A 23641-nucleotide genomic window follows, 5' to 3' on the forward strand; every position below is an offset into this window, starting at 1 on the left:
GAAATAAATATATCAAAATTAACATTTTATGGATTGTAATTTATACCAATTTCTATTTTTAACTTTGATCCATAAAAACAAGCCCCTGTCTTCATCCTGAAAAAAGCAATTGAAACACCGCTTTCACATCCTTATTTCGAGCCGGGTTGTTTTTTCGAATTTTACAAATAATAATCAATGTTAAATCCCGCGATTCGCAGCTTTCTTAAATATTTTATGCATTGAATTAAAATACTTTGTTTATTGCCCAAACACCCTTCAAATATTGGCTCTATATCTTTTTTTTCTCTGTATTTCTTATTTTACCCAGTAAATTAACAACGAAATCTCCTTCTTTCATCCTGCTTTTGATTGTTTTTGATTGGTTTTGATTTAAAATAATTGTTTTTGCTCTTTTTTTTCGATACAATCAAGGAAAGGCCGAAGCGAGGTGATGGATCACGCTTACACCCCAACGTCACCAATTCATTTTGAATTTATTAAAAAGGCAAGGCATCGTAAAAGTGCAGGAACTGGTTCATTTAACCGGCGCTTCCGAATCCACCATCCGCCGTGACCTGGACCAATTGCAGCAACAACATCTTTTAAAACGGGTTCACGGCGGTGCAGCACTGCTTCAAAACAAAGGGTTGGAAATGCCCATTCAGGAAAAAGCGGTCCGGCACACCCGCGAGAAAAAGGAAATCGCTCTTTTTGCCGGTTCGTTTGTCGACCGGGGGGCTTGCATCTATCTCGATGCAGGCAGCACCACGCTGGAAATGATCCCGGCGCTGGCCGGTAAACAAGTCACGGTGGTCACCAACGGAATGACGCATTTGGAACGGCTGGTTGAATACGACATCGAGGCCTATGTTTTGGGCGGGAAAATGAAACCATCCACCAAAGCGCTGATCGGAGCCATGGCACTTGAGGGAATCGAACGTTACCGCTTTGATCAGTGTTTTTTGGGAACCAACGGCATCCATCCGGATTTCGGATACACGACGCCGGATCCCGAAGAAGCCTGCCTGAAACAAAAAGCGCTTCAACTTTCCAGCCAAGCGTTTGTGCTGGCCGATCCCAGCAAGTTATCGGAAGTTTCGTTTGCCAAATTCGCCGATTTGGAACAAGCCTCCTTGATTACACTCCCTCTTTCTTCGGAGATCAAAGAAAAACTTGCGCAAAAAACTTATATATTTGAGGTTGATCAGGCATGATTTATACCATTACATTGAATCCTTCCATCGATTTTGTGGTTGAAGTGGAAACCTTGCAACTCCATCAAGTCAACCGGATGAAGAAAGAACACAAATACCCCGGGGGAAAAGGGATTAACGTGGCCCGCGTGTTGCACCGGCTGGGGGCGGAAACCACGGCTCTCGGCTTTGTGGGCGGATTTACCGGGAGGTTTATCGAAGAAGCGTTGCGCCAGGAAGGCATTCCTGCCCGGTGGATCCGCGTCAACGAAGATACGCGCATCAACATCAAGCTCAAAACCGGGGAAAACGAGGAAACGGAAATCAACGGTCAAGGGCCGTCGATCCCTCCGGAAGCGTTTCAGCAATTAAACGAACAGCTGGAACAAGTCCGGCCGGGAGACACCGTGGTGATGTCGGGAAGCATTCCCCCGTCGCTCTCCCCTTCCGTCTATGAGGAATGGGCCGCAATACTTGGCGCCCGCGGCGTCCGTGTCGCTGTTGACGTTGCCGGACCGGCATTAAAAAGAGCGGCCAACCGTCATGTTTTTTTGTTGAAGCCCAATCACCATGAACTGGGACAATTGTATGGTGTCCGTTTAAACACCATGGAAGATGTGGTTGTTTACGGACGGAAGCTGCAACAAGCGGGGGCAGCCCATGTGATCGTATCGATGGCCGGCCAAGGAGCGCTTTTGTTTACGGAGGATGCGACATACCGCTCCACCGCTCCCAAAGGAGCCGTGGTTCACCCGGTCGGGGCAGGCGATTCGATGGTTGCCGCCTTTCTCGCCGACTATGAGAAAACCAACGATGCGGTCTCCGCATTCAAAACCGCCGTGGCTGCCGGCAGTGCAACCGCGTTTTCACCCGACTTGTGCACCAAAGAACAGGTGGAACAATTACGAAAGGAAATTGACATCGAGGCGCTTTGAGGAGGTGCAAACCCAATGAAGATCACTGATTTGTTAACCAAAGAAACGATTGTGATGGAACTCGGCGCAACCACCAAATCCGCCGTGATTGACGAGCTGGTGGACAAGCTGGACCAAGCCGGGGTTTTGTCCGACCGGAATCTGTTTAAAGAAGCCATCCTCGAACGGGAATCGCAAGGATCCACCGGCATCGGCGAGGGAATCGCGATTCCCCATGCCAAAACCAAAGCGGTCCGGACACCGGCGATTGGTTTTGGCCGCAGTCGTTCCGGGATCGACTATGAATCATTGGACGGCAAACCGGCCCGTTTGTTCTTCATGATTGCCGCTCCGGAAGGAGCCAACGAGACCCATTTGGAAACATTGTCCCGCTTGTCCACGTTGCTGATGAATGATGATTTTCGAAAACGCTTGCTCGAGGCCGAAACCGAAGAAGATCTGCTGGACATCGTCCGCCTCCAGGAAGCGGAAAGGCAGGAGGATACAGAAGAAAAGGAAAATGAAAAAGAATCCGGTGACGAAGAAGCTTTGATCCTGGCAGTCACTGCTTGCCCCACCGGCATCGCCCACACCTACATGGCAGCCGATGCCTTGTCCGCCAAAGCGAAAGAAATGGGCGTTTCCCTCAAGGTGGAAACCAACGGTTCAACCGGAGTGAAAAACCGTTTGACCGAAAGCGAAATCAAACGGGCCACGGCCATCATCGTCGCCGCGGACAAGCAAGTGGAAATGGATCGCTTCCATGGCAAACACGTGATTCAGGTTCCGGTGGCCGACGGCATTCACAAGGCCGAAACCCTCATCCGGCGTGCCTTGCAACAGGACGCCCCGGTCTATCAGGGACATCAAGAGGCAAAAGGTGCAGAAAAGAAAGCGCCTTCTTCCTTCGGTTTTTACAAGCATTTAATGAACGGGGTCAGCAATATGCTGCCTTTTGTGGTGGGCGGCGGCATCTTCATTGCGTTGTCTTTTGTTTTTGGAGGCATTGATGCCAAAGGCCCTGTGGCAGAACTGTTGATGAAAATCGGAGGGGACGAAGGAGCGTTTCATTTCCTGGTTCCGATTTTGGCCGGATTTATCGCCAGCAGTCTGGCGGACCGTCCCGGATTTGCCCCCGGGGTGGTCGGAGGCTATTTGGCCGCCAGCGCGGGAGCCGGGTTTTTGGGCGGACTGATTGCCGGTTTTCTTGCCGGTTATGTTGTCCTTTTGTTGAAAAAAGCTTTTTCCGTTTTGCCGGACAGTTTGGAAGGAATTAAACCAGTGTTGCTTTACCCGGTTTTCGGCATCCTGATCACCGGGGTGTTGATGGTGACGGTGATCAATACCCCCGTCGCCGCACTGAACCAATGGCTGACAGACTGGCTGAACGGGATGAGCGGCGCCAATGCCGTCATCCTCGGATTGATCCTGGGCGGCATGATGGCAGTCGACATGGGCGGCCCGGTAAACAAAGCCGCTTTCACCTTCGGCATCGCTGCCATCGAAGCCGGCAACCTCGCCCCCCACGCCGCCGTCATGGCCGGGGGAATGGTTCCGCCGCTCGGCATTGCGTTGGCAACCACTTTCTTCAAAAACAAGTTCACCGACGAGGAACGCAAATCCGGGTTGACCAATTACGTGATGGGCGCTTCCTTCATCACCGAAGGGGCGATTCCGTTTGCCGCTGCCGATCCCCTGCGGGTCCTGACTTCCTGCATTGTGGGATCAGCCGTGGCCGGTGCCGTCACCATGATGTTCGGCATCACCTTGCCGGCTCCGCATGGCGGAATTTTTGTCATTCCTTTGGTCAACCAACCGCTTTTGTATCTTCTCGCCATCCTGGCCGGTTCGCTCGTCACGGCCATCCTGATCGGCTTCTTCAAAAAGAACATCCGTTAAACTTGAAAAGGTCTCTTCCCTCCGGTGACAACGGGAACGAGACCTTTTCTTATCACATCGGTTTGGCAGTCAATTTGATTAATTGGATCACTTCTTGCATGTTTTGCTCGGGAGAATTTTGACTCATTTTCTCGCGGTAGGCTTCCTGATTTTCCACGAGATGCTCCAGATGTTGCAGGAAACTTTCATCGGTCAAATCTTCTTCCATCAAAACTTCCGCATAGCCCATTTTTTCAAAAGAACGCGCATTCAGGATTTGGTCCCCGCGGCTGGCAGCTCTGGATAACGGGATCAAAAGCATCGGTTTTTTCAGCGACAAGAATTCAAAAATGGCGTTGGATCCGGCACGTGAGACGACAAAATCGGCCATGTTCAAGACATGGGGCAACTCGCCGGACAAATACTCAAACTGGCAATAGCCGGGTTTTTGAATCGACTCATCCACTTGCCCTTTCCCGCAAAGATGAACGATTTGAAACCGCTTTAAAAGCGTATCCAGGTTGTTGCGGACCACTTCGTTTATAATGCGTGATCCCAAGCTTCCGCCCATAACCAGGATCACCGGCTTTTCTCTGGTGAATCCGCACAATTCCCTTCCCCGTGCGGGATCCCCGTGTTTCAATTCTTCCCGGATGATGGCGCCGACATATTTTCCTTTCTCTTTGGAGAAATGTTTGGCCGTTTCCGGAAACGTGGTGCAAACTTTTGTGGCAAACGGAGTGGCAATCTTGTTGGCCAGACCGGGCGTCATGTCCGATTCGTGAATGATGGCAGGCACCCGGTTCAACCATCCTCCCAGCACCACCGGAACCGACACGAATCCTCCCTTGGAGAAGATCAAACTCGGTTTATGGCGGCGAATCAACCGGTATGCTTCAAAAACCCCTTTCAGGACTTTAAAAGGATCTTTAAAGTTGTTCCAATCGAAGTAACGGCGCAGTTTTCCGGTTGAAACACTGTAATATTCCACATCGTTCAGTTCGGCAACCAATTGTTTTTCTATTCCGTCTTTGGAACCGATATAAATCACTTTCCAGCCATCTTCCAAAAATTTAGGAATCAGTGCCAAGTTGACCATGACGTGGCCGGCGGTTCCGCCACCTGTAAACAAAATGGTTTTATTCATCTGTCGTTTCCCTTTCTAACAGTGTTTTCAGCGACAACGTTATTTTAACAGCTTTTTTTCCTGTTGCATTGAACAATGTATGAAAGATGTAACCAATCCATCCCTGATTTCAACAAAAAATGTCTTTTTTGGAAATTCCATACTTCTTCATCTTGTTCAAAACGGTGGTATGGCTCACCCCCAGATGGCGGGCGGTTTTCCGTATGCTTTTGAACCGCCGGATCCCGGCCTGCACCAGTTCCTTTTCATACTGTGCGAGATGTTCTTTCAAACTGCGCCGGGGAAAAGCGAAATCCGTATCCAACACATCGCTCAGATAAACTTCTTTTAATTCGGTTTCTCCTTCCGGGCAAAGATAAACGCTCCGCTCCATCACATTTTGCAGTTCCCGGACATTCCCGGGCCAGGAGTGTGCCTGCAGGCGAAGGAGAGACTGGGAGGAAAGGGAAAGAAGCGGACGGCGGGACCGGGCGCAAAATTTCCGGAGAAAATGAGTTGCCAGAAGCGGGATGTCTTCTCTGCGTTCCCTTAACGGGGGAATGGTGACCGGAATCACATGGAGGCGGTAATACAAGTCTTTGCGGAACCGGCCCCGGCGCACCAGATCCGCCAAATCCCGGTTGGTGGCGGCAATGATCCGCACGCGAAGAGGAATCCACCGGTTTCCGCCGACCCGCCTCAATGCCCTCTCTTCCAAAACCCTCAATAATTTGGCTTGCAGATTGAGCGGAAGCTCACCGATTTCATCCAAAAACAGCGTCCCGTCCTGCGCCAATTCCATCAATCCTTTTTTTCCGCCTTTCCCCGCTCCGGTGAACGCTCCCTCCTCATAGCCGAACCATTCGCTTTCCATTAACGACTCCGGAACGGCGGCACAATTGATGGAAATAAAAGGGCCGTTTGCCCGCCGGCTTTCAAAATGAATGGCCCGCGCAAACAATTCTTTTCCCGTTCCGCTTTCCCCCTGTAACAAAACGGTCGCTTCCATTTGCGCCACCTTTTTGGCCGTTTCCACGCATCTTTTCATCGTTTCGCTTTGATGGATAATGTCCTGAAACTGAACCATTCCCTTCCGGTTGACAGACCGCAGCAATTGGCGGACCTGATTCATGTCGCGAATGACGATCACCAAGCCGGACTGCCGTTTTCCGCCGGAACGGACCGGAATAAAACTGGCCAGTACTTGAATCATGTCCGGACCTCGGCAGATGGTCACCGGGACATTCATCTGCTCTTTCCCCGACTGCAAATATGTCCGTAAACATTCCGGGTCCGTTCCCCAAAGTCCGGGAAGATCCTCTTCTTCCCAATCTCCCGGAAAAAGGCGCAGAATTTCGGCCGTCGCCCGGTTCATCGCCTGAATTTTCAACCGGGCGTCCACTAGGATCATTCCTTCAGAAACCGTTTCCAAAATGGTGTTCATTTGTCCTTCACGCATCTCGGACGGAAGAATTTGAACCGGTTCCAATTCCTTCACCCCGGGGATTTGCCTGATCCGTTCCGTCAACTTTTTAAACACCCCGGAAGGAACCGACCGGATTTTCAGATGAATGCTTCCCGATTCCACCTCCATCCGCTCAATGTCGACATGATCGGCCAACAGACAGGAAATCACCTCATGCGTCATGCCCACCCGGTCAATGGTTTTAATGCAGAGGGCGATCGTTTTCATTCGTTTCCTCCTTCCCGTCCCTCTTACTTTTATCTTAGCGGAAGGAAAGAGGAAGATCGATCACACAAATGAAAGCGCTTCTTCGAGATCAGCCAAAATGTCCTCTGCGTTTTCAATCCCCGCGGACAGGCGGATCATGCCGTCGGAAATGCCCATTTTCAGCCGCTCCTCCCGCGGAACCACCGCATGGGTCATCGAAGCCGGATGCTGGATCAGTGTATCCGTTTCCCCCAGACTGACGGCTAATTGACAGAGCGAAACATGATTCAGCAACCGGACGGCGGCTTCATATCCGCCCTTCATCTCAAAGCTGATGACTCCGCCGGGCTTTCGCATTTGTTTTTTTGCCAATTCAACCTGAGGGAAAGAAGAAAGTCCCGGGTAAAATACCTGTTTCACTTTGGGGTGTTCCGCCAAAAAATGTGCGATCTTCCCCGCGTTTTCACAATGGCGGTCCATGCGCACCTCCAATGTTTTCAATCCCCGGATCAAAAGGTAGGCGTCCATCGGCGACAAAATCGCCCCCAAATCTTTCAAGGTGGTTTTTTTCACGTTTTCCAGCAGATGGCGGGGGCCCGCCGCAATCCCGGCAATCACATCCCCGTGACCGCCGATATATTTGGTGGCGCTGTGCAGCACAATGTCACAGCCCCATTCCAACGGACGTTGCAAATACGGAGACATCAGGGTATTGTCCACAATGGTCACAATTCCGTGCCTGCGGGCCACGGTTGAAACCAACTCCAGATTCACCAGCTCAAGGGTGGGATTCATGGGGGTTTCAATATAAAAACAACGGGTTTCGGGACGAATCGCCTTTTCCAATACGGCTTCTTCCATCATGGAACACATGGAAAAACGGATTTGAAACCGCTCCTGCAACCAATGAAACAGACTGTACGTGCATCCGTACAAGCCTTTGGAACAAACCACATGATCCCCGGCCTTCAAAATCCCCAACAAAACCGAGGCAACCGCTCCCATCCCGGATGAAAAAGCCAACGCCGTTTCCGCTTTTTCCAACACAGCCACTTTCTCTTCCAACAGGCGGACCGTCGGGTTGCCCAGCCGGGTATAAATAAATCCGTCCTCCCGTCCGGCAAAACGGTTCCCGCCGGTTTCCGCCGAGGGAAACACAAACGTCGAAGTTTGAAAAATGGGCGGTGCCAACGATCCTTCCATTTCCCCGTGACGTATCCCGGCATGAATCGCTTGGGTGGAAAAACCCCATTTGTTCTTTTCCATCCTGGTTCCTCCCTTATCCGTCATTCATTGCAAAACAATTGCAAAATCCGTGCCAAACGGTGCGATGGAGTTTTTCCGCCCGGTTCCATAAGAAAATGGCAACCTGTCTTTCAACAATGGAAAGATGGGTTGCCACTTACCGGCACTCCAAATTAAAAGATTGCATCCAATTGCTTGATGTCTTCCTCTGTCAAGGTCACGTCCAGGGTTTTCAAATTCGAAAGCATCTGTTCCGGGTTTCTTGCCCCCGGGATGATCGCATCCACTTCTTTCCGGTGCAAACACCAGGCCAACGCCAAATTGGCTGTATTGACCCCTTTGGATTTGGCCATCGCTTTTAATTTCTCCACTTTTTCCAGACTCTCGCGGTAGGCTTCTCCTTGAAAATAGGGCAGATTGGCCCGGTATCCCTGAATGGTTGACGTTTCATCATATTTTCCGGTCAAAAGTCCGGAAGCCAGCGGAAAATACGGAACAAAGGAAATCTGATGCTCACGGAGATAAGGGAACAGGGTACGTTCTGCTTGCCGGTTCAACAGATTGTATTCTCCCTGATACACATCCACATATCTGTCCTGATTGGCCTCTTTCAGCTGTTCAAGAGAAAAATTGGATACGCCGATGGCGCGGATCTTCCCTTCTTCCTTCAGTTCCTGCAACGCCCCGACCGCCTCTTCTTTGGGCGTATCCTGATCCGGCATATGAATATAGAGAATGTCGATGTAATCGGTTTTTAAACGCTTCAAGCTTTTTTCGGCTTCCTGTTTCAAAAAAGACGGGGTGTTGTCTGCCACCACCTGATTGTTCACAAATTTGGGGCCGATTTTGGTGGCAATCACCACATTTGTCCGTTTGCCGCTTTCTTTCACCACTTCCCCGATCAGCTCTTCCGACCTTTCGGGGCCGTACAGATAAGCGGTGTCCAAAAAATTGATCCCGTTTTCAATGGCTGCTTGGACCACTTCTTTTCCCGCCTGGCTGCCGACCTTATTGGTCCCCAAACCAATGGGATGGACGGTGAGACCGGTTTTCCCGATGGTCACTTTTCTTTCCATCTTATATCCCCTTTCTGTCCACAAGATTGAAACAGTTGGTTGGCATCTCCATCCTCTGCCCTCTGCGAAACCCGAATGAGGAAAATCACCAGTCCACCGGGCGATAATCTTTGAAAAACTGTCCATTGGGCGGTTTTTTAGCATCCATCCCCAGATAAACCGGGTCACAAATCCGGGCCGCGGCATCTTCGCAGTCCAACGGAGGTGGAATGGGTTCCCGGATTTTGGCCGGGAGTTGATTGGACACCCATCCCGGATCAACACTGTTGACAAAAATGCGATCCCGCTTGTAATCTTTGGCCATCGTCAATGTCATCATATTCAGCGAAGCCTTGGCCATATTGGTATGGACATGGTAGCGCCCTTTGCGTTTGGTCCGAAAGATCCCTTCCTTGGAAGAAACATTGATGATAAAGCGGTTCAGATGGGGACTTCTCAGCATGGCCGGTTTCAACCGGGTGCTGATCAAAAAGGGCGCCGTGACATTCACCAGTTGAACTTCCAGCATTTCCGTCAATGAGATCTGATCCGGTTTGGCAATCCAGGCATTGCTGACAAATGGAGAAAGATTCGCCGGATGCCGGGACGGGCTGGCCACGGGCAGGAGAAGATTTTTCTCATCATCCGGTTCCGTCCCTTGCGCAAATGCATAAACCGGCAACTCCCTTCCCCGCTCTTCGCCGGAACCCAACCATTTCGTTTTCCATTCCCTTTCTTTTTGCAACAGGGCCTGGTACGCTTCATCCGGAAGCCGGACCGTCTGGGCTGCGTTATTGACAATGATGTCAATATAGGGAAATTGCTTGTTCAAAGAAAAAGCAAATGCCTCCACGAGGTCAATCCGCCGAAAATCCAACCCGTATACGTGAATCCGGTCTTTCCAGTCTTCCCAATCCGGCTCCTGAAAGTATCGCCGGATGGCATCATAAGGAAACCGTGTGGTGACAATCACCCGGGCGCCTTCGCGCAACAGGCGCAATGCCGTATGATACCCGATTTTCACCCTGCCGCCTGTCACCAACGCGACATAAGAAGTCAAATCATGGCGGGCAAGGCGTTTCTGTTCGTTCAAATTTCCGCATTCCACACACAATTTGGGATAACGGGGATGGGAGGAATCCATCCGTTGTTTGCATATGTAACACTTTGGTTTCTTTTCTCTCTGAGCCGGTTGATGCGGATTCGTCATTCAACTCTCACCATTTAAATATTTTATATTTACAAAAAATCATATCACATGATAAAATTTTTTCACACAGTCGCTTAATGAAAGCGCCTGCCCCACGCAGGAGATGAAGGTAACCAATCCTTCCTGTGCCCTGCGATAGTTTAAATGAAAACGCCAGCCTTTCCCGCTGGAATTGCAGGTTCCATCCTGCTCGCAGGGATCCCCCCTTCGGGGGATTTTCTTTTCATACCGGTCTGAAGGTGCCGGCCAGGGATTACCGTTTAAAAACATGAATCTGCAACAATCAAAACATTGTCATCGTTGCATGAATGGCACACGATCATTTTTAATCATCCGGTCATCAGATGACCTTATGAGGTGAAAAATGGAAAAGAAAATGAAGATGAGATCTGCTTTGAAAGTGCGTAAATCCTATGAAGAAGTGGCGGACTTGTTAAAAGAACACATTTTAAACGGCACCTACCAACCGGGCGAGCGCTTGCCTTCCTTCCGGGAATTGAGCGAACAAATCGGAGTGGGCCAATCGACCATCCGGGAAGCGGTCAGCTCGCTCAAAACCATGGGACTGGTGACGATTCGCCATGGAGAAGGGACTTTCGTCACCCGGCTGGACCCCAAAAAAGTTTTGTCTGAATTTAAACCCTTTCAACCGGTGACCCGCCAAGATCTCCTTTCCCTTCTGGAAGCACGCAAAGTCGTTGAAACCGGCATGGCCCGGTACGCTGCCGAAAGGAGATCCGGGGAGGATTTAAAAGCCATGGAAAAGTCGCTTTCCGACATGAAAAACGCGGCGGCTGAAGGCGAACTCGGGGATGAGGCGGACCTGGCTTTTCATTATGCCATTGCCCGTGCCAGCCACAATCCGGTGTTGGAATGGATGATGGAATCCATTTACGGCATCTTGTCCAGATCATTGAAAGAAAGCCGCCAACAATTGTTTTTGATTCCCGGTTACCCGGATCAATTGCTTCAGGAACATCAGAAGATTTATGAAGCCATTGCCGCCCAACATGCCGGGGAAGCGGAAAAATCCATGTTCACGCATTTGGCGAATGTGGAGCAAAAATTGTTTGCCAACCGCAAAAAACAAAAAAACATGCGATGAACCGGGCAGGTGATGATGGTGAAAGTATCATTGTTTGTTACTTGTTTGGTGGATATGTTTTATCCGAATGTCGGAAAGGCCACTGTTGAATTGCTGAACCACCTGGGTTGTGATGTGGAATTTCCGGAAAAACAAGTATGCTGCGGACAGCCGGCTTATAACAGCGGTTATGTCCGGGAAGCGAAAAGTGCAGCCAAAAACATGATTCAAGCCTTTGAACATGCGGAATACATCGTGACTCCTTCCGGCTCCTGCGCCACCATGTTCAAAGAATATCCGCGTCTTTTTCAAGACGATCCCAAGTGGAAAGAGGGCGCTGAACAGTTGGCCTCCAAAACGTACGAGCTGACCCGCTTTCTTGTGGATGTTCTCGGGATCACGGACACGGGAGCCCGGCTGGACGGAAGAGCCACATATCATTCGTCTTGCCACATGACCCGTCTGCTGGGTGTGAAAGACGCACCTTTCACGCTTCTTTCCAATGTCAGGGGATTGCAGCTTGAACCGCTCCCCCAAGCGCGAAATTGCTGCGGCTTCGGAGGCACGTTTTCCGTGAAAATGAGCCCCGTCTCCACGGAAATGGTCGATGAGAAAGTCAACAACATCCTGCAAACCAAAGCCGACTACCTGATCGGGGCGGATTGCGGATGCCTGATGAATATCAAGGGGCGGCTCGAACGCCTGGGGCATCCCGTTCAAGTGATGCATATCGCGGAAGTTTTAAACAGCCGTTAAGGAGAGATCACAATGGCAATTAAAATCAGTGAAGATCCATTTGACCACCGGGTACAACAAGGATTGGAAAATGCCACGATGCGGCAGGCGGTTGCCTCGGCCCAAGAACGATTGCAAGACCGGCGCCTTTCTGCCGCCAATGAATTGGGAAACTGGGAAGAATGGCGGCTTTTGGGCGAGCAAATCCGCAAGCACACGCTGGAAAACCTCGATCATTATCTGATGCAACTCAGCGAAAACGTCGCCAAGCTGGGCGGCCATGTCTTTTTCGCCCAAACCGCGGAAGAAGCCGTGCAATACATCCAAAACGTGGCCAGGCAAAAAAAGGCCAAAACAATCGTCAAATCCAAATCCATGGTGACCGAGGAAATCCATTTGAACCCGGCGCTTGAACAAGCGGGTTGTGAAGTGGTGGAAAGCGATCTCGGGGAATACATTTTGCAAATCAACGACGATGTTCCTTCTCATATCGTCGCTCCCGCGCTTCACAAAAACAAAACACAAATTCGCGAAACCTTTCAAAACAAACTCGGCTATGACCAATCGGACGACCCGTATGAAATGACCAAATTTGTCCGGCAGATTTTGCGCGAAAAATTTATGGAAGCGGACATCGGCATCACCGGGTGCAATTTTGCGGTGGCCAACACCGGCTCCATCTGTCTTGTCACCAATGAGGGAAATGCCGACCTGGCCATTTCCATCCCGGACACCCACATCGCCGTAATGGGAATGGAACGGATTGTCCCGACCATGGAAGAGCTGGATATTCTGGTCAGCCTGCTTTGCCGGAGCAGTGTGGGGCAAAAGTTAACCAGCTATATCACCGTGGCCGGCCCCAAACCGCCAGGGGAAAGCGAAGGGCCGGAAGAATTTCACCTGGTGATCGTCGACAACGGCCGGTCAAAGATTTTAGGCTCCGAGTTCCGCTCCATCCTCCAATGTATCCGCTGCGGGGCGTGCATCAATGTTTGCCCGGTCTATCGCCACATCGGCGGCCTTTCATACGGATCGGTCTATCCCGGGCCGGTCGGGGCGGTTTTAACCCCTCTGTTGGCCGGGTACGAAGACTTTCAGGAATTGCCTTACGCTTCCAGTTTGTGCGGGGCATGCACCGAAGCATGTCCGGTAAAAATCCCCCTGCATGAACTGTTGATCAAACACCGGCAAGTGATTGTGGAACAAGAAGGGCGTGCCCCGCTGGCCGAGAAATTGGCCATGAAAATGTTTGAAATGGGCGCTTCTTCCGGCACTTTGTATCAGGGGGGATCCAAAATGGCCTCTGCGGCAACCCGTCCACTTACAGCCGGTGCAAAATTCAAAAAAGGCGTCGGCCCGTTGAAGCAGTGGATGGCATCCCGCGAATTTCCGGCCCCCGCCAAAGAACGCTTTCGTGATTGGTATCAACAGGAACAGAAAAGAGGGAAAGCGGATGCAAGGAACGATTCATAACCGGGACCCTTTTTTAAAAAACATTGCCCGAAAGCTGGGACGGAAACAAAAGACGGATCCGGTCCCCCGTCCGGAATGGAAAACAGAAGTTCACCGGGAAACTTTAAAAGGCGCAAGCAGAGAGCAACTGCTGGAAATATTTAAAAAACAATGCCGGAACATCCACACAACCGTCATGGAAACCACAAGGGAACAACTGCCGGTAACGCTGAAAAAGCTGGTATCGGAAAACGGCGGCGGCCCGGTGGTCATCTCCGGGGATCCGCGCTTTCAAGAATACGGGCTCCATGAGCTGCTTCATGAAACCTGGCCCGGTCAGGGGATTTCCGTTTACCGATGGCAAGAAGGGAAAAAGGAAGAAAACATCCGGCAGGCCGCGTCAGCCAAATTCGGCGTGGTCTTCTGCGACCATGCCTTGGCAGAATCCGGGACCGTGGTTCTTCAAACCCGGGATGATCAAGGCCGGGCTTTAAATTATCTGCCGGAGAATTACATCGCCATCATTCCGAAAGACACCATCGTCCCGCGGATGACCCAAGCCGTCCACGCCATCAACCAAGCCATTGAAAACGGCCAAACCCCGCCCTCCAGCATCCATTTCATATCCGGTCCCAGCAACTCGGCAGATATTGAGATGAACCTGGTCGTCGGGGTCCACGGCCCCTTAAAAGCGTTTTATATCATCGTTTAAGGGCATCCATCGATGCCCTTTTGTAATGTCCGGATCCGGAAGGTTTTCAAGCCGGATTGGAGAACGTTTCATGTGACCCTCAAAAGGAAAGGAGAGAATCCCGGTGACCATTTTGCATTCAGAAATCACCCGGTCCATTGCTGCTTATGCCAACCGGTTTTCCGTCTCCGGCATGCAATCCCTCCACCCGCTCATGGATTTGCTTCATCATTCCCGGGACATCACTTCCCGCGCCACTTTTCCCGGTCACGTCACAACAAGTGCCGTCATCATGGATGAACAAAAAAGAGTTCTGCATATTAGGCATAAAACCTTGAACGCCTGGCTTCTTCCGGGTGGACATTGTGAAAAGAAAGATCGTTCACTGATTGAAGCCAGCTTGCGGGAAGCCCGTGAAGAAACCGGCATCTCTCCGGAACAACTTCAACCCGTCCTGCCCCCAAATGTTCCCGTTGACATTGATTTGCACGAGATCCCCGAAAATCCCGAAAAAGGCGAACCTCCGCACTGGCACGCCGATTTCCGGTTTGCCTTCCGTTTGCAATCTTCCGCAAAGGTCATCATTCAGGAAGAAGAAGTCACCGGTCACGCTTGGCTGACGTTAAAACAAATGCCCATGCGCCGGCTGGCGGACCGGTTGTGCGACATCGCCGGCATCCCGGATTAATGACAGTGTTCATGACAGTGTTCATCACAGAGTTCAACCACTTTACTCCGAAGATACAAAGAAACTGCTTGTGGTCAGTGAAAAGCAATTATGGTTTCCTCGGAACATCCCATCAGGAGAATCGTACACCACTTATCTGACGGCTGTTATCAAAACAGCCCCTTCCCTTTCGGATGAGGAAATCTTAAATATGGTAAGCAAGGATCGATTTACCATCACCGGCAGTCGGGAAGTATGGTCCATCCCGTTTGGGGATGAATCGGTTACGGTCGGTCCATTAAAGAAAAATTAAAAAGAACAAAAAAACGGATGGCCTGAAACCATCCGTTTTTTGCTTTTGGGATTTCAACGCAACATTTCGGGCTTGATTTCCGGAACAATTCCTTCTTTGGCAGCCCGGCTGAGCAATGCATAAATCGCGCTATACCCTTCTTCGCCGAGGTCGGCGGTAAAGTCGTTGACATAAAGGTCAATATGTTTCTTGGCCACTTCCGGATCCATTTCCTGGGCATGCTGCATCACATATTCCCGGGATGCTTCCGGATGGTTCCATGCATATTCGACCGAAGCGCGTGTCCATTCGGCAATGGACTTCACATCAAGGGTGCGGCGGGCAATGATGGAACCGAGCGGAATCGGCAAGCCGGTGTCCTCTTCCCACCATTCCCCGAGATCCGCCAACAAATGAAGTCCATAAGACGGATAGGTGAAACGGGCTTCATGGATCACCAATCCGGCATCAAAGGTACCTTCCCGGACAGCCGGCATGATTTTGTCAAAAGGAACCACCTGGATATCCAAGTCTCCTGATACATGCCGGGCGGTCCAGAGACGGAACAACAGATAAGCGGTGGAGCGTTCACTGGGTACGGCAACGCGTTTGCCGCTCAAGTCCGTTTCTTTGGAAGCATCCTTGGTCAGGATGAGCGGCCCGCATCCCCTTCCCATCGCTCCGCCACAGGGAAGAAGCGCATAGTCGGACAAAACCCACGGCAAAGCGGCGGATGAGATTTTTAAAACATCCGGCCCATCCGGCCGTGTCGCCAGATGGTTGGTGATATCAATATCGGCATAAGTCACATCCAGCTTGGGCGCTCCGGGCACCAATCCATGCACCCAGGCATGGAACACAAATGTATCATTGGGACAAGGGGAAAAAGCGATTTTCATCGTACCACCTCCGTTAGTACACTGCTGGCTTTTTCCAAAGTTTGCAAGGCTTCATTAATCCGCCAGGCTGCCCGGTTTCGCGGGCCGACAAAATTGGACACGGCCCGCATTTCAAGCACCGGCACGCCTTGCAACCGGGCCGCGGTGGCCACGCCGAAACCTTCCATCCCTTCCGCCGCCGCTTCCGGAACACGCCGGATCAGCTCCTCTGCCGTTTCTTGTGTCCCGGTGACGGTGGACACTGTCAAGATACGTCCGGTCGTAACGGATATCCCTTGATGTTGCAAAGCTTGTTCCATCCAACGGACAAATTCCACATCTGCCGCAATCCGGGAGGTTCCCAGTTCCAACTGATCCAAAGGGCAAAAACCTTCCGCGGTTTCCGCCCCCAAGTCGGCGGCAATGATTTCACTGGAAAGCACCAGCGAACCAATGTCCGTCTTTCCCGGAAACCCTCCGGCAATGCCGGCATTGATCACCAAATCATAAGAAGCGGAGGACAAGACCATGGCTGTGGAGGCAGCTGCTTGGGCCAGTCCCACTCCGACCACCAAGACATCGATCCCTCCGGTCTGCTTGATCCCCCGTAAAACAGCTTCCCGTTCGGCTTGTACCGAGGTCACCACCAGCACCCGGCGCTTGGAACCGTCCTCCTTGTATGTTCTCGGCTTTGGCTTCATTTTCAATCTCCTTCTTCAACACTTGTCTGTTTTTCCATCATACCATATCCTTGATAGACGGACGTTCTTTAAAGATTTTATAAATGATTCACAAATAAATGATTATGGATTCATTTAAATTATTGATATGATGAATAGTATTGGTGACTTGAGATTATGCAACCCACAGCTAGGAGAGAGTGATATGGGCTTTTTCAACCGATTTTCCGCGAATAACACAGGCGAAGCTTTGCAAGAGATTTACGAAGAACTCGGAAACATGTATCACCAAATTGAAAGAATCAAGCGGGAAATATCCTCGTTTCGCCAGATCGACCAGAAGCTGAAACAAGCCACGACGATCAACCAATCGGCTGTCATGATCTCACAAAAACTGAATGAAACGTACCGGGATGTACAGCTGATCCAAAAATCCATCCAGAAGGATGATCAGGAAACCTGCGCTTATATTCGCCAACAGCGGAAAAACATAGAAGATTTAATCGGACAGCTGCACCAAAAAACCGGGGAAATCCAAGAGGAAATCGAAAAACAGATGGCCGAGGCACTGGATCAACATCAAGAAAAATTCACCGACTGGGTGAATGAAAAACAAGAAGAAAAGCAGAAACAGCTGGATGAACATGCCAAAAAAATATTGGAATCCCTGGATCAGCGGCAAAAAGAATACGAAGAGAAAAAAGAAGACCTGGATCACAAATTGAAGAACTTAAAAGAAACCATTGAGGCTGAACAAAAGAAATGGTCCGAAAACCTGGCCCAATTGAACAAAGTCATCTTGGAAAAAGAAGAAATGTGGCAACAAAAATCGAAGCAGCAAACAATTCTTTTTTCCATTCTGTTTTTGCTGTCTCTGGCACTTTCCGCAGGGGCCTTGTGGTTTTAAGTCCGTCAGGCTGTTGACAACAGCGTCAACAGCCCCGGGTTCATTGTGACTTCAGAGCCTTCCGGCATCAACATTCAACATATGGGAACATTTCATTGATCACTTCCTGAAGCAGAATCTTTCAGATCCCATCCATCCTTGGCTCCTGGCCGGGACTTACTGAAACGAAACCATCATCCACCGGCCGATCGGGACAAATCCCAAACGTTCATATATTCTCCCGGCATCCGGGTTATCATAAAACAAACAAAGTTCCTTTCCCTCTTGAAGCAGATCTTGGCACAGCCGGACCAGACAGGCGGAAGCCATCCCCTTCTTTTGATGCTCTTTTACAGTGCAAACCCCGACCACCATGGCAGAAAGCGTATTTTCCGCCGTACTGGAAGCTGAAGAAACCATCTGTCCGTCCACTTCGATGTAATAAGTCCGGGCTACACCTTTTTCCATGTTTCTTTTGATGGATTCCGGATTGTTACTGAATGAAAAGTGCCGGTATAACTCCATGATTCTCCCGACATCCTCAACGCCTGCTTTTTTCACCGGCCAATTTACTTGAGACTCCTTTAACGCGCGGCACTTGGCGTAATAAAGTTTCCGGATTTGAGACGGCTTGGAAGCGATCCACGGAATAAGAAAAGAAACCACATCCTCCAAGCCATTGAGGTTTTGAAATTCCGGATCTGAAACCATCACCTTGGCCAACCCTTCGTGGTCAAAATCATCACCGGGCGCATAAGGGATGTAATTTTGGTAATATTTCAAAAGAACCGCACGCAAGTTTCCATGATCATCAAAATCGCCCCACACCTTTTGGAACGCCTGATCATAACCGTATGCCTCAATATCGCCGAGAATAAACAAGTTTTCCGCCGCTTTCGGCATCAAAAGCTTCATGCATGCTTCATGATCCTTTTCCGTCAACCTGCGAATCATGTTCCTCCCGCCTTTTTCACCCCGTCGGGGTATTTTTTCTCTTGTTGTTTTTCAGATATGGCAGAGTATATCATAAAATGAACAGAATTTTCACAAACAATCCCACGAAAAAAATTTAATTTTCTTCTTGCAAAAATGCTATCCGGTGATTATAATACAATATGTAACTGAAAAACACGGGGCATTAGCTCAGCTGGGAGAGCGCTACACTGGCAGTGTAGAGGTCAGCGGTTCGAGCCCGCTATGCTCCACCAAAGGAAAACCCTCGGATGTTCCGGGGGTTTTTTATATATTTATCTACGCCATCAAAAAATCTCTCCCTTTGCCCGGAAATAGAACAATCGAAGGATTCTTTTGATTGGAACCAAACAAATTTCAGGTCTTTCAGGGTTTGCATTCGGATGCGATTCCGGCCATATTTATTCATTCATTAATTTCCTTGAAGGACAAACAGAAAAAATCAGGACCAAAAATCTTTTTTCTGATTCAACGCTGAGAGTTTGATTCCTGTTCTTTCAAGAGATAAAGAGGGAATGACTTGCTTTTCCCCTTTCTTTTTTCATACTTTCGGAAAGTGAGACATTGATTGCAAGAGGAGCTGACCGATGGATCAAAAAACTTTCCTGGCTTATACCGGTTGGGGAAGATATCTGGTGGATGGATATTGGAACACGGCAATCAAAATATGTGAAAAACTATTAAAGCATTGGGAAGGAATCAAAGCCATCACCAATTACAAGGTGGGGGATATTGCAAGAGATATTAAATATTCATCTGAATTCATCCATCTCGCCGGGACCCGGTTAAAGAACTTTGACGCTTTTAACGTCGTTTTTTTTAATCCAATGGTACAGGAGGAGCCATATGTTCACCGCATGTTTATCAGTGATTCGGTCCTGTCAATTTCCGAGTATGATGGCGGGAAATATTTCAAGGAGAATCCAGCGTTAACCGGTCATTTTATCCAGGTGATGAAAGACATTTCCCGGATCAGGGAGATTCAAGAACTGTGGTTAGGCGACTTGCGGGCTGGTTTTATGGGAAATATCTATTTTCTTTACCGTCCGGAAAAAATCTATGACTATCGGGCCTCTTTGGAACCTCATCCAGAGTGGCAAGAGTTATTGGATCTTTTGGAAACTCACTTACCCAGGGAAGTCATTGTGGAAACGATTGTCCGGGAAATCGGAGAAAATCACGTGGAGGATTTGAATGACGGTAAGATTTTTGTGCGTTTTTACGGGGAGAACTTGTTTGATATAAAGGTGGATAAGACTGATTTATTGCATCAGATCCGGTATAAAGTGGAGAGTTATTTGGACGACAAGAACATAAAATTTAAATACCTCGTTTATTAGAAAACAAAAACAGCCTGCTGAAACGTTTCATTCCATGATCCAGTCCCCCAAATGTTTCAATTTTTTTCGGGGGACTTTATCTTTTTATATTTTAACCATCAAAGATTCGGCATAATTTTATTATGATGAAATATTTCATCAAAAGAGGAAAGTGGGGTGCGATCCGTTGTTTGAAATTGAAATCACCTCTCTCACGCTGATCGGACTGGGAATCGGGATTTTGGCAATCTCCTTGTTGCCATCAGGGTTTTGCTGATCTGTGTCAACAAAAATAAATCCTGAACGGGCCTTCTGAAAGCTGGTTAAACCGTCGATTTCCTCTCTCAGTTCCATAACCGGAAGATAAATGAAAATCAGAGATTACATTGTGGACAACCCTGATTATCCTTCAGACGTTTGCTTTGGATACACATGGGATAACCTAGAGGATAAATTGCGAAATTCCCGAAAGAAGAAGGAGCATCCGTATGGATACAAGTCGTCCGTTATCCCGTGAATCCATGGATTCGGTTTTTTGGAAGCGCAATTTCTGGTCCGGGTTGTTGTTTGGCATCGGATTGATTGCTTTTTTCGATGAAGCAGTCTTTCACCAACTTTTGCACTGGCATCATTTTTATGACCGGGCCACCCGCAGCATCGGGCTTGTCTCCGACGGGCTGTTTCATGCCTTCAGCTGGTTTGCGACGGTCTGGTCATTGTTCTTGCTGGCCGATCTTCGCCGGCGCCATTCCTGGCGGAAAAAGAGATGGTGGGGAAGCGTTGTGCTGGGAGCCGGTCTGTTTCAATTGTACGACGGAATCATTCAGCACAAGTGGATGCGGATTCATCAGATTCGTTATGTGGAAAATGTGTTGATCTATGATCTGGTTTGGAATTTACTTGCCGTGATCATGATCATCGCCGGCTTTCTGGTCATCCGCTCACAAAAGAAACGGAAGGAGCAGGAAGCATGAATCCTGTTTATACCCTGCTGTTCATCCTTCCGTTCGGGACGGGATTGTTTGTCTATCTGTATGGTGCCTTCGTCCATTCCCGCCGCCGGGGGAAGGCATGGCCCCGATCCCGTACCTTTTTTGGAATTCTGGGGGTTGTTTTGGCTGTCGTTTCGGTGACCGGACCCTTGGCCCATCTGGCGCATGCCGATTTTCGGTTTCATATGGGAACCCATTTAATCCTGGGCATGCTGTCCCCGCTTTTGATTCACTTGTCCCGCCCGCTCACCCTCATTCTTTGCACCCTGAGTGTCCAAAACGCCCGGAGGCTTGTCCGTTTCTTAAAAACCCGGTATGTCCGGACCATCCACCATCCGGTCACTGCTTCCCTCCTCAATGTCGGCGGGATGTGGGTGTTATACACCACCCGCCTCTGGGAAATGATGCATCAACATGCGTTTTTGCATCTTTTGATCCACCTTCACATTTTTTTGGCCGGCTATGTATACACCGCCTCCCTCTTGCAGTTGGAGCCTTCCCCTGACCGGTACCGTTTTTCGTTCCGGGCTGCTGTCCTGGTTCTCTCCCTTGCCGCGCATCAAATTCTGGCCAAATTCATCTATGCCCGTCCGCCTGGCGAAGTTCCGACGGGTCAAGCAGAAGCCGGAGGCATGATGATGTACTACGGGGGCGATGTGATTGACTTGGTGATCATCATCGTCCTCTGCCGGAAGGGGTATCAAACCCTGCAACCACGAAAACCGCTTCCCGCCCGTCAGGCTTTGAAACCATAAATAAAACCCTAATCCACCCTTAAACAAAGCAAAGCCTGCTTTTTTTGAAGCAGGCTTCATCCGTTTATTCGGAACCGATTCCGGTGTTGGACCGGACATAGAGCTCCGTAAATTTCTGTTCCGCTTCCGGTTCACGGGAAAACACCGTTCCCAACCAGGCACCGATAAAACCCAGCGGAACGGATACAATGGCAGGGTTCCCCAGCGGAAAAAGCGCATCTTCCGGGTTCATCAGGTTCGGGCTGATCAACACGAGAATGATGGAGCTGAACAGTCCGGTTAAAATCCCGGTGACCGCACCTGTTGTATTAAAGCGTTTCCAAAACAAACTGAAGAGGATCACCGGCAAGTTGGCGCTGGCAGCCACGGCAAAGGCGAGGGAAACCAAAAAAGCGACATTTTGGTTCTTGGCAAGAATGGCCAGGATAATGGACACCATCCCGACTCCCACCGAAGCCCATTTGGCCACCCGCATTTGCTCTTTTTCCGTGGCTTTTCCCCCACGCAAAACATTGGAATAAAAATCATGGGCAAAGGCACCGGCTGCCGAAATCACGAGCCCGGCCACCACCGCCAGAATGGTTGCAAAGGCCACGGCAGAAATAAAGGCGAGAAAGAAATTTCCTCCCAATGCTTCGGCAAGCAGGGGCGCTGCCATGTTTCCGGCTTTATCCGCGGCGATGATTTTTTCCTGGCCGACCAGAATGGCCGAACCAAAACCGAGGAACGTGGTCATGATATAAAACGCCCCGATGATAAACATGGCCCAGACGACGGAAGTTCGTGCTTCTTTGGCGGTCGGCACCGTATAAAAACGGATCAAAATGTGGGGAAGGCCGGCCGTCCCGGCCAAAAGGGCCAGTCCCAATGAAATGTTGTCCAACGGATTGGTGTACAACAGTCCCGGCTCAAGAAACCTTTGCCCAAGCTTGTCCGAAACTTGATTAAACATCTCCACCATGCTGAAATCAAACCGGGCAAGCACCCAGAAGCTGAGCAAAACCGTTCCCGCCATCAACAAGACCGCTTTGATGATCTGCACCCAAGTGGTGGCCAGCATCCCGCCAAATGCCACGTACAAAATCATCAAAACCCCGATAATGATAATCGACACCTCAAAATCGATCCCGAGCAATAACTTGATGATCCCGCCTGCCCCGACCAGTTGGGCAATCATATAAAAGGTGGAGATCGCCAAAGTGCTCAGCGCTGCTGCGGAACGGACCGGCTTTGCCCTCATGCGGTAGGCCAGCATGTCCGCCAAGGTGTACCGGCCGGAGTTCCGGAGGGGTTCGGCAACGATGATCAACACAACCAGATAGGCGACCAACCAGCCGACCGAATAAAGAAACCCGTCAAAACCTCCCAAAGCAATCAACCCGGCAATTCCGAGGAAAGAGGCAGCACTCATGTAATCCCCGGCAATGGCAATCCCGTTTTGCCATCCCTTGATCGACCGGCCCGCCGCATAAAAATCCGTGGTGGTCTGCGTCCTTTTGGCGGCCCAATAGGTGACCAAAAGCGTCAACAACACAATCACCAAAAACAGCGAAAATGCGGTTGTATTCACGAAACTTCCCTCCTCTTCTTCTCGATCAGGCGCTGTATCAATTGATCAGTTTGGTTGGAATGACGAACATATAATATGGCCAGGATCCAAGCCATAAAGAATTGGGAGATGGCAAACAGATAGGCTCCATTGATGGAACCGATCAAAGGAGTGTTGAGAAACTCAAAATAACCGGTGAAAAAAGGCAGGGCAAAATAATAGAGAGCAAAAAAGAAGGTGGCTGAAATGATAAACCGCCGTTTCTTTTGCATCAGCTCGCGAAATTCCGGTGAGCGGGAAATTTCCTCCCAATCCGGATGCGTTGAGGCCATTCTGTCAACCTTCTTGTTTTCTGACAATGAATAAACCTCCTTCAAAATTATTTGTCTGATTATTGAATAAATAATATATATT

At 49.7% G+C, this 23641-nt stretch carries 22 protein-coding genes and 1 tRNA gene; 13 read left to right on the plus strand and 10 right to left on the minus strand.

Features of this window, described 5'->3' with window-relative positions:
* Positions 1-437: 437 nt before the first annotated feature.
* The 3 genes from H1R82_RS12510 to H1R82_RS12520 are packed head-to-tail and all read left to right on the plus strand — an operon-like array spanning position 438 to position 3988.
* The gene (locus H1R82_RS12510) at positions 438-1196 is read left to right on the plus strand and encodes a DeoR/GlpR family DNA-binding transcription regulator (RefSeq protein WP_181731624.1); all 759 of its coding nucleotides are present in this window, start codon (positions 438-440) and stop codon (positions 1194-1196) included.
* Positions 1193-2110 carry a 1-phosphofructokinase gene (gene pfkB / locus H1R82_RS12515; protein WP_181731472.1) on the plus strand — a complete coding sequence of 306 codons (918 nt, stop codon included), beginning with the start codon at positions 1193-1195 and terminating at the stop codon, positions 2108-2110. Before H1R82_RS12510 ends, pfkB begins: the two co-directional genes overlap by 4 nt.
* Before the next feature lie 15 nt (positions 2111-2125).
* Positions 2126-3988 (plus strand): PTS fructose transporter subunit IIABC, encoded by a 1863-nt coding sequence (locus tag H1R82_RS12520; RefSeq protein WP_181731471.1) that lies wholly within the window; start codon positions 2126-2128, stop codon positions 3986-3988.
* Positions 3989-4040: 52 nt separating this feature from the next.
* Here H1R82_RS12520 and murG read toward each other — a convergent pair whose 3' ends face one another.
* The 5 genes from murG to H1R82_RS12545 form a co-directional block, all read right to left on the minus strand.
* The gene (murG, locus tag H1R82_RS12525) at positions 4041-5114 is read right to left on the minus strand and encodes an undecaprenyldiphospho-muramoylpentapeptide beta-N-acetylglucosaminyltransferase (RefSeq protein WP_181731470.1); all 1074 of its coding nucleotides are present in this window, start codon (positions 5112-5114) and stop codon (positions 4041-4043) included.
* Between the two features lie 109 nt (positions 5115-5223).
* The gene (locus H1R82_RS12530; protein WP_181731469.1) at positions 5224-6786 is read right to left on the minus strand and encodes a sigma 54-interacting transcriptional regulator; all 1563 of its coding nucleotides are present in this window, start codon (positions 6784-6786) and stop codon (positions 5224-5226) included.
* 60 nt (positions 6787-6846) lie between these two features.
* Positions 6847-8031, minus strand: a complete 1185-nt coding sequence (gene megL / locus H1R82_RS12535; RefSeq protein WP_181731468.1) for a methionine gamma-lyase — start codon at positions 8029-8031, stop codon at positions 6847-6849.
* A gap of 152 nt (positions 8032-8183) precedes the next feature.
* A complete protein-coding gene (locus tag H1R82_RS12540) occupies positions 8184-9086 on the minus strand; it encodes an aldo/keto reductase (protein ID WP_062843255.1) in 903 nt (300 codons plus the stop codon).
* Positions 9087-9171: 85 nt separating this feature from the next.
* Entirely contained in the window at positions 9172-10275 is a 1104-nt protein-coding gene (locus tag H1R82_RS12545; RefSeq protein WP_181731467.1) for an SDR family NAD(P)-dependent oxidoreductase, read from the minus strand.
* A gap of 364 nt (positions 10276-10639) precedes the next feature.
* Between H1R82_RS12545 and H1R82_RS12550 the strand changes: the two genes are divergently transcribed.
* From H1R82_RS12550 to H1R82_RS12570, 5 genes are all read left to right on the plus strand, one after another.
* The gene (locus H1R82_RS12550; protein ID WP_037993141.1) at positions 10640-11380 is read left to right on the plus strand and encodes a FadR/GntR family transcriptional regulator; all 741 of its coding nucleotides are present in this window, start codon (positions 10640-10642) and stop codon (positions 11378-11380) included.
* 18 nt (positions 11381-11398) lie between these two features.
* The gene (locus tag H1R82_RS12555) at positions 11399-12115 is read left to right on the plus strand and encodes a (Fe-S)-binding protein (protein WP_037993225.1); all 717 of its coding nucleotides are present in this window, start codon (positions 11399-11401) and stop codon (positions 12113-12115) included.
* A gap of 12 nt (positions 12116-12127) precedes the next feature.
* A complete protein-coding gene (locus tag H1R82_RS12560; protein WP_181731466.1) occupies positions 12128-13567 on the plus strand; it encodes a LutB/LldF family L-lactate oxidation iron-sulfur protein in 1440 nt (479 codons plus the stop codon).
* Positions 13548-14258 (plus strand): LutC/YkgG family protein, encoded by a 711-nt coding sequence (locus H1R82_RS12565; protein WP_181731465.1) that lies wholly within the window; start codon positions 13548-13550, stop codon positions 14256-14258. The genes H1R82_RS12560 and H1R82_RS12565 overlap by 20 nt, the downstream gene beginning before the upstream one ends.
* Positions 14259-14361: 103 nt before the next feature.
* Positions 14362-14925 (plus strand): NUDIX hydrolase, encoded by a 564-nt coding sequence (locus H1R82_RS12570; RefSeq protein WP_181731464.1) that lies wholly within the window; start codon positions 14362-14364, stop codon positions 14923-14925.
* 345 nt (positions 14926-15270) lie between these two features.
* Here the strand turns inward: H1R82_RS12570 and H1R82_RS12575 are convergent, their stop codons facing one another.
* Together H1R82_RS12575 and H1R82_RS12580 are read right to left on the minus strand one after the other, a co-directional pair.
* Positions 15271-16095, minus strand: a complete 825-nt coding sequence (locus tag H1R82_RS12575) for a 1,4-dihydroxy-6-naphtoate synthase (RefSeq protein ID WP_037993148.1) — start codon at positions 16093-16095, stop codon at positions 15271-15273.
* Entirely contained in the window at positions 16092-16775 is a 684-nt protein-coding gene (locus tag H1R82_RS12580; RefSeq protein WP_181731463.1) for a futalosine hydrolase, read from the minus strand. Before H1R82_RS12580 ends, H1R82_RS12575 begins: the two co-directional genes overlap by 4 nt.
* 184 nt (positions 16776-16959) lie before the next feature.
* Here H1R82_RS12580 and H1R82_RS12585 point away from each other — a divergent pair, with 184 nt between their 5' ends.
* The gene (locus tag H1R82_RS12585; protein ID WP_181731462.1) at positions 16960-17661 is read left to right on the plus strand and encodes a hypothetical protein; all 702 of its coding nucleotides are present in this window, start codon (positions 16960-16962) and stop codon (positions 17659-17661) included.
* 156 nt (positions 17662-17817) lie between these two features.
* Here H1R82_RS12585 and H1R82_RS12590 read toward each other — a convergent pair whose 3' ends face one another.
* Positions 17818-18594, minus strand: a complete 777-nt coding sequence (locus tag H1R82_RS12590; protein ID WP_181731461.1) for a GNAT family N-acetyltransferase — start codon at positions 18592-18594, stop codon at positions 17818-17820.
* 178 nt (positions 18595-18772) lie between these two features.
* Between H1R82_RS12590 and H1R82_RS12595 the strand changes: the two genes are divergently transcribed.
* The 4 genes from H1R82_RS12595 to H1R82_RS12610 all read left to right on the plus strand — a co-directional run bounded on the left by H1R82_RS12595 (position 18773) and on the right by H1R82_RS12610 (position 21678).
* Positions 18773-18848 (plus strand) — tRNA-Ala (locus H1R82_RS12595).
* 351 nt (positions 18849-19199) lie between these two features.
* The gene (locus H1R82_RS12600) at positions 19200-19952 is read left to right on the plus strand and encodes a hypothetical protein (protein ID WP_181731460.1); all 753 of its coding nucleotides are present in this window, start codon (positions 19200-19202) and stop codon (positions 19950-19952) included.
* Positions 19953-20419: 467 nt separating this feature from the next.
* On the plus strand, positions 20420-20905 hold the full coding sequence (locus tag H1R82_RS12605; protein WP_232333924.1) for a DUF2243 domain-containing protein: 486 nt from the start codon (positions 20420-20422) through the stop codon (positions 20903-20905).
* Positions 20902-21678 (plus strand): cytochrome c oxidase assembly protein, encoded by a 777-nt coding sequence (locus H1R82_RS12610; protein WP_181731459.1) that lies wholly within the window; start codon positions 20902-20904, stop codon positions 21676-21678. The genes H1R82_RS12605 and H1R82_RS12610 overlap by 4 nt, the downstream gene beginning before the upstream one ends.
* Positions 21679-21742: 64 nt before the next feature.
* On the opposite strand, the gene H1R82_RS12615 is transcribed toward H1R82_RS12610, so the two are convergent.
* Together H1R82_RS12615 and H1R82_RS12620 are read right to left on the minus strand one after the other, a co-directional pair.
* Positions 21743-23248: a monocarboxylic acid transporter gene (locus H1R82_RS12615; protein ID WP_181731458.1), complete on the minus strand. Its 1506-nt coding sequence runs from the start codon at positions 23246-23248 to the stop codon at positions 21743-21745.
* Positions 23245-23559, minus strand: a complete 315-nt coding sequence (locus tag H1R82_RS12620) for a DUF485 domain-containing protein (RefSeq protein WP_181731457.1) — start codon at positions 23557-23559, stop codon at positions 23245-23247. The genes H1R82_RS12615 and H1R82_RS12620 overlap by 4 nt, the downstream gene beginning before the upstream one ends.
* Positions 23560-23641: the final 82 nt, after the last annotated feature.

The sequence above is a fragment of the Thermoactinomyces intermedius genome, from assembly GCF_013912365.1.
Classification (GTDB): Bacteria; Bacillota; Bacilli; order Thermoactinomycetales; family Thermoactinomycetaceae; genus Thermoactinomyces; species Thermoactinomyces intermedius.

Bases quoted from the DNA above. Each gene is read 5' to 3' on its own strand.
- pfkB (WP_181731472.1), top strand. From the start codon at position 1,193: ATGATTTATACCATTACATTGAATCCTTCCATCGATTTTGTGGTTGAA.
- H1R82_RS12585 (WP_181731462.1), top strand. From the start codon at position 16,960: ATGGGCTTTTTCAACCGATTTTCCGCGAATAACACAGGCGAAGCTTTG.
- H1R82_RS12610 (WP_181731459.1), top strand. From the start codon at position 20,902: ATGAATCCTGTTTATACCCTGCTGTTCATCCTTCCGTTCGGGACGGGA.
- murG (WP_181731470.1), bottom strand. From the start codon at position 5,114: ATGAATAAAACCATTTTGTTTACAGGTGGCGGAACCGCCGGCCACGTC.
- H1R82_RS12560 (WP_181731466.1), top strand. From the start codon at position 12,128: ATGGCAATTAAAATCAGTGAAGATCCATTTGACCACCGGGTACAACAA.
- H1R82_RS12545 (WP_181731467.1), bottom strand. From the start codon at position 10,275: ATGACGAATCCGCATCAACCGGCTCAGAGAGAAAAGAAACCAAAGTGT.
- H1R82_RS12540 (WP_062843255.1), bottom strand. From the start codon at position 9,086: ATGGAAAGAAAAGTGACCATCGGGAAAACCGGTCTCACCGTCCATCCC.
- H1R82_RS12590 (WP_181731461.1), bottom strand. From the start codon at position 18,594: ATGATTCGCAGGTTGACGGAAAAGGATCATGAAGCATGCATGAAGCTT.
- H1R82_RS12565 (WP_181731465.1), top strand. From the start codon at position 13,548: ATGCAAGGAACGATTCATAACCGGGACCCTTTTTTAAAAAACATTGCC.
- H1R82_RS12580 (WP_181731463.1), bottom strand. From the start codon at position 16,775: ATGAAGCCAAAGCCGAGAACATACAAGGAGGACGGTTCCAAGCGCCGG.
- H1R82_RS12620 (WP_181731457.1), bottom strand. From the start codon at position 23,559: ATGGCCTCAACGCATCCGGATTGGGAGGAAATTTCCCGCTCACCGGAA.
- H1R82_RS12600 (WP_181731460.1), top strand. From the start codon at position 19,200: ATGGATCAAAAAACTTTCCTGGCTTATACCGGTTGGGGAAGATATCTG.
- H1R82_RS12520 (WP_181731471.1), top strand. From the start codon at position 2,126: ATGAAGATCACTGATTTGTTAACCAAAGAAACGATTGTGATGGAACTC.
- megL (WP_181731468.1), bottom strand. From the start codon at position 8,031: ATGGAAAAGAACAAATGGGGTTTTTCCACCCAAGCGATTCATGCCGGG.
- H1R82_RS12605 (WP_232333924.1), top strand. From the start codon at position 20,420: ATGGATACAAGTCGTCCGTTATCCCGTGAATCCATGGATTCGGTTTTT.
- H1R82_RS12530 (WP_181731469.1), bottom strand. From the start codon at position 6,786: ATGAAAACGATCGCCCTCTGCATTAAAACCATTGACCGGGTGGGCATG.
- H1R82_RS12550 (WP_037993141.1), top strand. From the start codon at position 10,640: ATGGAAAAGAAAATGAAGATGAGATCTGCTTTGAAAGTGCGTAAATCC.
- H1R82_RS12575 (WP_037993148.1), bottom strand. From the start codon at position 16,095: ATGAAAATCGCTTTTTCCCCTTGTCCCAATGATACATTTGTGTTCCAT.